Source organism: Actinokineospora terrae (assembly GCF_900111175.1).
Taxonomy (GTDB): domain Bacteria; phylum Actinomycetota; class Actinomycetes; order Mycobacteriales; family Pseudonocardiaceae; genus Actinokineospora; species Actinokineospora terrae.
Genome location: NZ_FOGI01000007.1, coordinates 496068 through 505507, shown reverse-complemented (window position 1 = coordinate 505507; position 9440 = coordinate 496068). Strand labels below are relative to the sequence as shown.

Sequence of the window (9440 nt, the reverse complement as noted above, 5' to 3'; positions counted from 1 at the left end):
CGCCCGATAAGCGACACGACCACCATTACGAGCCACCTCACGCGCGACCACCGAATGATGCCGCCCCAACACCCTCCCAATAAACCGGAAAGACCGCCCAGCCCGCAACTCCCGCGAGATCGTCTCCCGCTCGTCAAAACCCAACACCACACGACACGCCACCGAACACGATCTCCGATCACTCGACCACGAAGATCATCCCACACCGGCGCATCGACCAATTGAGGCCAAGGGCCCCTACGACACCCGTGGCAGGACCGCAAAGCGTGGCCCTGTCCGCGAACGACGCTACGGGTGCCGTTCCCCCACACAAAACAAGTCCGCCCCATCGAGCCGGCTTGGCACCAGCGACTCCGAGGAGCGCGTGGCTGGCCAACGTCTGTGAGGTCCGGGTGGTTGGCCAACGTTGTAGAGGGGCGCGTGAGGGCCAACGATTGTGAAGGCCGGGTTGGGGCCGACGTCGCAGGGTTTGTAAGTGTTGCTGCCGGTGGGGCACGCGGTCCCACCGGCAGCAGTCAAGCTAAAACAGCCTCTAACCCGCGTGGTCTTCCAGCATCTCCGTCACCAGCGCGGCGATCGGCGACCGCTCAGACCGCGTCAACGTCACATGCGCGAACAGCGGGTGCCCCTTCAGCTTCTCGATCACCGCCGCCACCCCGTCGTGGCGGCCCACCCGCAAGTTGTCCCGCTGAGCAACATCATGCGTCAGCACGACCCGCGAACCGGACCCCAACCGCGACAGCACCGTCAGCAGGACGTTGCGTTCCAATGACTGGGCCTCGTCGACGATGACGAAGGTGTCGTGGAGGGAGCGGCCGCGGATGTGGGTCAGGGGGAGGACTTCGAGCATGCCCCGGTGCAGGACCTCGTCGATGACGGGTTTTCCCACGAGGGCGCCGAGGGTGTCGAACACGGCTTGGGCCCAGGGGAGCATCTTCTCGCTCTCGGTGCCCGGGAGGTAGCCGAGGTCCTGGCCGCCGACCGCGTACATCGGGCGGAAGACGACCACTCGCTTGTGCAGGCCGCGTTCCATGACGGCTTCGAGGCCCGCGCACAGTGCCAGTGCGGACTTGCCGGTGCCCGCGCGGCCGCCGAGGGAGACGATGCCGATGTCGTTGTCGAGCAGGAGGTCGAGGGCGATGCGCTGTTCGGCGGAGCGGCCGTGCAGGCCGAACGCCTCGCGGTCGCCGCGGACCAGGCGCAGTTGCTTGTCGGCGGTGACGCGGCCGAGGGCGCTGGAGGACCCGGCCAATAACCGCAGGCCGGTGTTGGTCGGCAGTTCGGCGGCCGAGGGGATGCCGTAGTCGGCCGGGTCGATGCTGCCGGACTCGAACAGGGCGTCGACCGCCTCGATCGGGACGTCGAGGTCGGCCATGCCGTTCCAGCCGGACGGGCTGACCTCACCGGCGCGGTACTCGTCGGCGTCGAGGCCGACCGCGCCCGCCTTGACCCGCAGCGGGATGTCCTTGGTGACCAGCGTGACCGCGAGGCCCTCCGCGGCCAGGTTGAGCGCGCAGGCGAGGATCCTGGCGTCGTTGCCGTCGGTGCGGAAGCCGGGCGGCAGCACCGACGGGTCGGAGTGGTTCAGCTCGATGTGCAGGGTGCCGTCGCCGACCGGGATCGGCTTGTCGAGCCTGCCGTGCAGCCGCCGCAGGTCGTCGAGCAACCGGAGCGTCTCCCTGGCGAACCAGCCCAGTTCGGGGTGGTGCCGCTTGCCCTCCAACTCGCTGATGACCACCAGCGGGACGACCACCGAGTGCTCGGCGAACCTGGTCAGCGCCCAGGGGTCCGCCAGCAGCACGGAGGTGTCGAGGACGTAGGTGCGCCTGGCTGGTTCTGCCTCCTGAGAGCTCGACTGACGTGAGGAAAGGCCTGTGGACGAACGCGAAGCAGTCACGGCAACTCCCTCGCGAGCGCGGCACCCGCGCCCGCTTCCTCGGTGGGCCGGGCAACCGGCCCTGGCTGGGTTGCGAAGCCGACGCACGGTCTTACCGGCGTCCACCTCGCTCCCCGCGGGAGCCGGGCGCCGGCCCCCTCGCGATCGTCACTCTCACGACCAGGGCCTCCCGGGACGGGCCGCAGTGGACACGGTCCGACACTTCGAAAGCTACCTGCGGAGTCCGACAATCGGCACGCTGCCAGCCAGGTGATTTTCCATTTCGTCATCATCGTGACATCCCGGGTCCACGCGAACGCGCAGCGTTATCGCTCGGGCACCCAGGTAGCACAACCGGTCACGGATGGCAGCGGCCGAACGAGTCTCGGCATCCACACCCGACCGGTAGGGGGTCGGCCCCTAGCGACCTTGACGCTGCGTATCGGACCAGGGCCGGGACCACCGGTACGGCGGTAAAACCCGCACCACCCGGCGAAATGGGCGGTTCGCGAGATCAAGAACCGAATCGGCGGTGGCGTATTCCGTACGCCCGGAGTGCGCGCAGGAAATCGGTGCGGCGGAAATCCGGCCAGTAGGCCTCGCAGAAGTGGAATTCCGAGTGCGCCGACTGCCAGAGCAGGAAGCCGGAGAGCCGCTGCTCGCCGGAGGTCCTGATCACCAGGTCCGGGTCGGGCTGGCCGGAGGTGTAGAGGTGCTCGGAGATGTGGTCGACGTCGAGCACCTCGGCCAGCGCCTCGATGCTGGTGCCCGCCTCGGCGTGCTGCTGCAGCAGCTTGCGCACCGCGTCGGCGATCTCCTGCCTGCCGCCGTAGCCGACCGCGATGTTGACCTCGACGCCCTCTCGGCCAGCCGCCCGGCCCGCGGCGGCCTTGAGCCTGGTCGCGGTCTCCACCGGCAGCACGTCCAGCGCGCCGATGATGCGCAGCCGCCACGGCGCGCCCGGCTCGGCCAGCTCGTCGACCACGTCGCCGATGATCTCCAGCAGCGGCTGCAGCTCGGCGGCGTCGCGGTTGAGGTTGTCGGTGGACAGCAGCCACAGGGTCACCACCTCGACCCCGGCTTCCTCGCACCACCCGAGCAGGTCGGCGATGCGCCTGGCGCCGACCCGGTGGCCGTCGTTGACGTCGGTGAAGCCCGCCTCCCGCGCCCACCGCCGGTTGCCGTCGAGCATCACCCCGACGTGCCGGGGGGTGCGCCCGCCCGCCTGCTGGACGAGTCGCTTCTCGTAGATGCCATAGACGATGTCGGCCACGCGCCGCCGCAGACTCACGGCCGACAAGGTTACGCCGCACCGGCCCGGTCCGGGGGACACTGGGGACGTGCACCGTACCGAGATCGATCCGATATGGCAGGACCTCGCCGTGGTGGAACGGCTGGTCAGGGAGTCGCGCACGATCGCCGTGGTCGGGCTGAGCGCCACCCCCACCCGCCCAAGCCACGGCGTGGCGTCCTACCTGGTGGCCAGCGGCCTGACCCTCTTTCCGGTGAACCCAGCCCTCACCGAGTGGGAGGGACTGCCCGCGTACCCGTCCCTGGCCGCAGTCCCGGGCCCGATCGACGTCGTCGACGTGTTCCGCAGGCCTGAGCACGCGGTGGAGGTGGCGCACGAGGCCGTCGCGGTGGGCGCCGGGGCGCTGTGGCTGCAACTGGGGGTGATCAACACGGAAGCGGCCCTGCTGGCCGCAGCAGGCGGACTCGACGTCGTGATGGACCGGTGCTTCGCGGTGGAGCACCGCGAGGTCGTCGGCTGGTCGTGAGATACCGGCCGGTTGTGGTCCGGCGCACACATGCCCGGCGGAAGAACCTACGGTCCCGTAACCTCGGTGGGGTGACGGCAGCGACCCCGACCGCGCCCAGTCCGCGGCACGCGAAGCCCCGTATGCGCGGGGTCATCCACATGTGGTCGTTCTTCCTGTCGTTCGCCACCGGGGGCACGCTGGTCTCGATGGCGGCGACCGTGTCGGCGACCGCGGCGTTGGCCACCGCGATCTACGGCGCCACCGTGCTCGGTCTCTTCGGGGTCAGCGCGCTCTACCACCGCCGCTGGTGGGTGACCAAGCGCGCGCACACCATGATGAAGCGGCTCGACCACTCGATGATCTTCCTGTTCATCGCGGGCACCTACACGCCGTTCAGCCTGCTGGCGATGGACCAGCCGACCGGCTACATCGTGCTCGCGGTGGTCTGGGGCGGCGCGGTGCTCGGCGTCGGTCTGAAGCTGCTGTGGCCGCACGCCCCGCGGTGGCTGGGCACGCCGATCTACATCGCCCTCGGCTGGGTGGCGGTGTTCGTCCTGCCGCAGCTGCTGGCGCACGCCGGTGTCGCCGCCCTGGTGCTCCTGCTCGTCGGCGGCCTGTTCTACACCGTCGGCGCCGTGTTCTACGCGACAAAATGGCCGAACCCGTGGCCCGGCACCTTCGGCCACCACGAGTTCTTCCACGCCGCCACCGTCCTCGCCGCGATCTGCCACTACGTGGCGATCTGGCTGGCGATGTACCCGTAGCTGGGGATTCACGGGTTCGGTGGTTACTCAGGCCGCCAGCAGGCCGTCACCGGGAGCGTCCGGGTCGTGGAGACCGTCGATGAAGGCATCGACAGCTCGGCGGGTGCGGTCGTGGCTGCTGGCCAGGAGATGCGTGTAGACACGCAGCGTGAACCCCGGGTCGCTGTGTCCGAGGTACTCGGCGACAGCCTTGATCGACTCTCCGGCATCGAGCAGGACCGAGGCGAAGAGGTGGCGGAGCGCATGCATACCGTCGTCGCGGGTCGGGCTCTCAATCCCGGCCCGGATGAGTGCCGGTCGCCAGACGCGGAGGTTGAACGCTCCGCGTCGGCACGCCCCGCCGTCCTCGTCCACCATGATCACTCGCACGGTGACAGGGTCCCCCTCCGGGTGTAGCCAGGGCAGGGTGAGCGTCGTGGGCGGGAACTGCTCCATGTACTCGTCGAACTCTCGCAGGACGGCGCTGGCAAGAGGTGCACTCCTGGTCTTCCCCCGCTTGGGTGGGGCGAACACAGGCTGGTTCCCGACGAGCCGGATCTGACGGAGCACGTTCACGACTTCGGCTTCTCGGTCGAGGTCATCCGGTGAGAGGCCGAAGACCTCACCCTGCCGCAGTCCGCATCCAGCCCCCATAGGGACAGCGATCTTGAACCTGTCCGGTAGGGCGTCCTGGACGGCTGAAGCCCGTGAGCCCGACCAGACAGACACTCGCTTCTGTTCGACCTGCGGCCTCGTGATGCTCCGAGCGTGACAGGGGTTCTCAAGGATGCGCTTGTCATCGACGGCGGCGTTGAGGATCGAAGCCAGGTGCGTGAAGAGCAGGACGCGGTAGTTGACCGACACGGCTCTGTCCTGCAACTGACGCAGCCACGCTTGCACCTCGCCCGGCTTGATCGCGCCGAGGGACTTCCTCTCGAAGAACGGGTAGAGGTGGACCCGCAACCTCCCGGAGATGCGCTCCCGGGTCGTGTAGTCGAACGTCTGAGAGTCGACCCACTGGTTGGCGAAGGTCACGAAACCCATCCGCGCCCGATCGGGGTCGAGGTACTTCCCCTCCCGCTTGTCGTTCTCGACAGCGATCAGGAAGTCGTCGGCATCCTTCTTCTTGCGGTCCGGGAACGACTTCGACCGTTCTCGCCCTTCAGGGTCGAGGTACCGAACCTTGTACCGGTCGCCCTTGCCGTAGAGGGCCGTCCTCTCTCGACGAGCCTTCCCGTCGACCGGATCGACGACCTTCCGGTACCAGCGATCTTGGATGTGCGCCATCGACGTCCTTTCCTGGTGCTAGGCCGCATCCGCGAGGAACCACGCCTGCACGGCGGCCGGGTCGTATCGGAGATGCCGTCCTACCTTCCGGACCGGCGGACCTTCACCCCTCCACTTCCACTGGTACAAAGTCTTGACAGGAACCCCGAGGTACTCGGCGACGTCATCGACGGTCCAGAGGGGCGTGATGTGTCGAACGTTGTCCACCGCAGTTCTCCCTGTTCAAGCCACCATGGGCAGAGTTGCTGAAAGACTCGGATCCGGTGGTTGCGCGGCGAGCAGTGCGCGTTCATATTCAGCTCGCCAGGTGACGCGCTCGGCGATGGCGCGCATGACGAGGTGATCCCTGGGTGGTGCGTTGCGATCCCCGGGGGCAAGCTTGCGCCAGACCAATGCAGAGGTGTCTCGTGCCGGTTTGACGATTCCGACCGCTGCCAGGGTGTCGGCTACGAACGCCGATCGGTCTGCCTTGTGGTCGGCGAGTGTTTTGCCCGACCACTTCCGTGACACCAGCACCCGCCGACCAGGCAGCCCCAGAGTGGTACGGCGGTGGGCGCGGCCCTTGCAATGCCCGGGGGTGGTCTTGGACGTGGCGCCAAGGGGTTGGACGCCGTAGAGGAGCCAGACCGCGCACCTGGGAGAGCAGGGGGTTACGGCCAGCTCGGCGTGGAGCCGGTCGTGGTGGTCGCGCTGAGTGTGGGTATCGGCCTGGACCACCTCACCCGTTGATTTGGTGAGGTACTTGGTCAGATAGCCGACATGCCGCCCGGCTTCCTCGGTACCACCCAGGATGCCCTTGGAGTGCACCTGCGGACCGAAGGTGACCACGTGTGCCGGGACTTCGACCTGGTCCAATGCATCAGCCCAGGCGGTGAGCGGTCGACGTGACTGAGGATCGATGAACCCCGCCGCATCCGGGGACCACACCGGCAGGTGAGCGCCGCCGTAGAGCAGGTGGTCGTGGGCTGGCCACCACACCTGGAGGTAGGTCGCAGCGGTGACCTGCCGCAGCACTGCGTGTGACACGGTCCCTCGGAATGCGGCGTGCAGGTGTGGTGCTGCGCGTTTCTGGGGTTCGACGGTGGCGAAGTACTGCACGTCCCAGCCGACGACGCGGCGGAGGTTCTGCCACCAGCGATCGACCAAGGAGGCGAAGTGCACGGCGTCGCGGGCTGCTCGCCGGTAGTCATATCGGTCCGGGTTGATGGGGGAGCCGTCGGAGCGGACGGGGCCGTAGGTGTCACAGGTGAGGGTCACGAACATCGAGGGTCGGAACCCTCCTGCGTACTCACGGCCCACGGTGCGCTTCTCCACCCGCCGCCGAGGCAGGTTCGGCGCGTCCTGGCGCCGCTTGGTCGACCGCACCGGGGCACGCTTGTCCGCCCCGTCCGGGTTGGGGAGCCGTCCCCGGACGCCGAGCTGGTGAAGCTCGCAGTCCAGGGAGCGGATCTCCTCCCGCAGGTCATCCGCGTCCGCGCCCGCTGAAATCCGGTATTCGGCGACGAGATCAGCGCGCCGCTCCACCAGGGTCCGATGTTCGCCGGTGGGCTCGTTAGCAGCGGTGACGGGTTCCTCGGCGAGATGCCAGCCCTCTCGGCACTGGGTCATCCGCAGGGACCGAGCCTTGCGAGCGCAGGGCAGGCAGATGGATTCCACTGTGGAGCCACATGGGACACCGATGTAGTTGATCGTGCCGGTAGCAGGGTCGGTGACTTCCATGGTGAACGGTCGGACACACACGCCGTGTTGTTCGGCGGTGCTGCGGATGACGTCTGTGGCGAGTGGTCCCCGGTGCAGGGGTGTGACGTTGGCCGTCATGTGGTCGCCACGGCGTGAGCGCGGAGCCAGTCCAGGACCCAGTCACCGATCCTGGTGCGGTCGACGCCGATGACGTGCTCTTCGGCCAGTGGCGCGACGACGGTGACCTGGGTGCCGTCCTGGAGGCGCCCGAACAGCATGGCCTTGGGCTGCTGGGGGTCGTCCTCGATCTCCAAGCACGCCGAGGTGCCTGCGAAGGTGTCCCACCAGGCGAGCAGTCGCAGGCAGGAGAGCGGGAGGTCCCCGCAGACGTAGATCTCCACCCGGCCGGAGGCGAGATCGGTGGTGAACACGTCGATGCTGGCCACCGACAGTTCGGGGTGACGTTCGACGTGGTCGCGGGCCGCCTGTGCGAGTCGGGGGAGTTCGGCCCAGATGTCGACGCGGGCCGGGCGGGTGTCGAGTGTGGCGGTCATGCTGCTTGTCCTCCATGTGTTGTGTTTTCGGGGAAGGGGATGACGGTGGCGGCTGTGCCGGTGATGTAGTGGCGCAGCTCGACCAGGTTTGAGTCGGTGATGTTGAACGCGCGTGCCCGTACCGGGTCGCGTTGTCCGTCTTGTTTGATCCAGGCGACGCCTGGTGTCGCGTCGGGGATCTCGTGGGCGTTGGCGCCGCGTGAACGCAGGCCGTCGCCCAAGACCATGTCCACCTGTGTCGGTTCGTCCAGGCGCATCGCGACCCGGGTCGGGAACAGGTGCCGGAACGGGACGACCTCTTTGCGCGGGTCCTGCACGAACCCCAGTACCGCGAGTCCTGGTGCGCGGCCTTGAGATGCGATGGTCTGCAAGGCTCCCTGCGCACGCTCACGCAGCCGCTTGTCCGGCTGGTAGGCGATCAAGTCCGCCAACTCATCGACCACCAGCACCGTGAACGGATCACCGGTCTCCGGGGACCACCCGCGTCGCACCCCGCGATACGACCCAGCCCGTTCCCGCACGTCAGCGGCGGTCTGTTCCAGCAGGGTCACCGCGGCTTCCCCACCGTCATAGACGACCCGGTCGAAGACGTCAGGGACCTGGCCAAGTTCCATCCCACCCTTCGGGTCCACGCCGACCAGTCGCACCGCCCCGGCCTTGACCATGGGTGCCAACGCCCAGATCACTGACCACAGCAGCGAGCCCTTGCCCGCCCCTGTTGCCCCCACGGTGAGCACATGGTTGCCCAGCAACCGGAGGTGCCATGGCTTACCTGTCTCAGTGCGCCCGATGGTCACCCGCCGCAGATCGACCGCGTCACCGAGTTGGGGAAGCGTCACCGGTGAGGCCAACGGGTCCGAGTGCACCAAGTCCAGTTCGATCGTCCCTGGCTTGATCACCCGAACCCGACACGAGCGAGCCCGGAACGAGTGCGCCAACCCGGAAGCCCGCGCCTCCCACTGCTCCGGTGCCTGGCCTTTGACCATCCGCACCCGGACCCGGTCCCGCCAGCCCTCCGACCGCGTCCGCCTCAACCGAGGCAGGTACTCTCGACCGCGAGCCCGCCCGTCCAGGTTCGCCAAGCGCATGACGGTGCGCCACTGCCGCGCGTACACCGCGATCCGCCGGAACTCCGTACGTGCCCACCACATCCGAGCGCTGAACCGGTCCGTGGCCCGCCACCACCACACAAACACGGCAACACCGATCGCGACGACCGCCGAACCCGCCACCCACGGTCCGCGCCATGCCCACACGCCAATCCCGAGCGCAGAGGCCGCCATGGTCGCCGGGTAATACCAACTGACCCGTAGCGCCCGCGCCGCCAGCCATATAGCGACCCACACCGCAGCGACCGGCAGAAGGACCAACTGGGCCTTACCGGGAAGCAGCGTCCACCACGGCAACCGAGGCCGCGAAACCTCCAATGGCGCCGGATCAGCCCACCTACCCATCACCGACCACCACCACACATCACCCGATGCGGTCCCTGAAACGACATCCCCGCACCACAGGCCACGGTGTCTAGGATTTCCACGTC

General features: G+C 68.0%; 10 protein-coding genes. 2 read left to right on the top strand and 8 right to left on the bottom strand.

Annotation, left to right across the window (positions count from 1 at the left end; genetic code table 11):
• The 3 genes from BMY07_RS18810 to BMY07_RS18800 all read right to left on the bottom strand — a co-directional run.
• On the bottom strand, positions 1 to 147 hold a 147-nt coding region (locus tag BMY07_RS18810), incomplete at its 3' end, for a helix-turn-helix domain-containing protein (RefSeq protein ID WP_245782488.1).
• Between the two features lie 385 nt (positions 148 to 532).
• Positions 533 to 1897: an RNA 5'-3' helicase PhoH2 gene (phoH2, locus tag BMY07_RS18805; RefSeq protein ID WP_092779960.1), complete on the bottom strand. Its 1365-nt coding sequence runs from the start codon at positions 1895 to 1897 to the stop codon at positions 533 to 535.
• Positions 1898 to 2390: 493 nt separating this feature from the next.
• Positions 2391 to 3167 (bottom strand): isoprenyl transferase, encoded by a 777-nt coding sequence (locus BMY07_RS18800; protein WP_177215635.1) that lies wholly within the window; start codon positions 3165 to 3167, stop codon positions 2391 to 2393.
• Positions 3168 to 3216: 49 nt separating this feature from the next.
• Between BMY07_RS18800 and BMY07_RS18795 the strand changes: the two genes are divergently transcribed.
• Together BMY07_RS18795 and trhA are read left to right on the top strand one after the other, a co-directional pair.
• Positions 3217 to 3654, top strand: a complete 438-nt coding sequence (locus tag BMY07_RS18795) for a CoA-binding protein (protein ID WP_245782471.1) — start codon at positions 3217 to 3219, stop codon at positions 3652 to 3654.
• A gap of 122 nt (positions 3655 to 3776) precedes the next feature.
• On the top strand, positions 3777 to 4400 hold the full coding sequence (gene trhA, locus BMY07_RS18790; RefSeq protein ID WP_092779956.1) for a PAQR family membrane homeostasis protein TrhA: 624 nt from the start codon (positions 3777 to 3779) through the stop codon (positions 4398 to 4400).
• A 27-nt stretch (positions 4401 to 4427) separates the two neighbouring features.
• On the opposite strand, the gene BMY07_RS18785 is transcribed toward trhA, so the two are convergent.
• The 5 genes from BMY07_RS18785 to BMY07_RS18765 are packed head-to-tail and all read right to left on the bottom strand — an operon-like array spanning position 4428 to position 9306.
• A complete protein-coding gene (locus BMY07_RS18785; RefSeq protein WP_092779954.1) occupies positions 4428 to 5666 on the bottom strand; it encodes a tyrosine-type recombinase/integrase in 1239 nt (412 codons plus the stop codon).
• Positions 5667 to 5684: 18 nt separating this feature from the next.
• The gene (locus BMY07_RS18780) at positions 5685 to 5873 is read right to left on the bottom strand and encodes a helix-turn-helix domain-containing protein (RefSeq protein WP_092779952.1); all 189 of its coding nucleotides are present in this window, start codon (positions 5871 to 5873) and stop codon (positions 5685 to 5687) included.
• 15 nt (positions 5874 to 5888) lie between these two features.
• Complete coding sequence (locus BMY07_RS18775) at positions 5889 to 7484, bottom strand: replication initiator (protein ID WP_092779950.1); 1596 nt, start codon at positions 7482 to 7484, stop codon at positions 5889 to 5891.
• A complete protein-coding gene (locus tag BMY07_RS18770) occupies positions 7481 to 7900 on the bottom strand; it encodes a hypothetical protein (RefSeq protein ID WP_092779948.1) in 420 nt (139 codons plus the stop codon). Before BMY07_RS18770 ends, BMY07_RS18775 begins: the two co-directional genes overlap by 4 nt.
• Complete coding sequence (locus tag BMY07_RS18765) at positions 7897 to 9306, bottom strand: FtsK/SpoIIIE domain-containing protein (protein WP_342741545.1); 1410 nt, start codon at positions 9304 to 9306, stop codon at positions 7897 to 7899. Before BMY07_RS18765 ends, BMY07_RS18770 begins: the two co-directional genes overlap by 4 nt.
• Positions 9307 to 9440 lie beyond the last annotated feature (134 nt).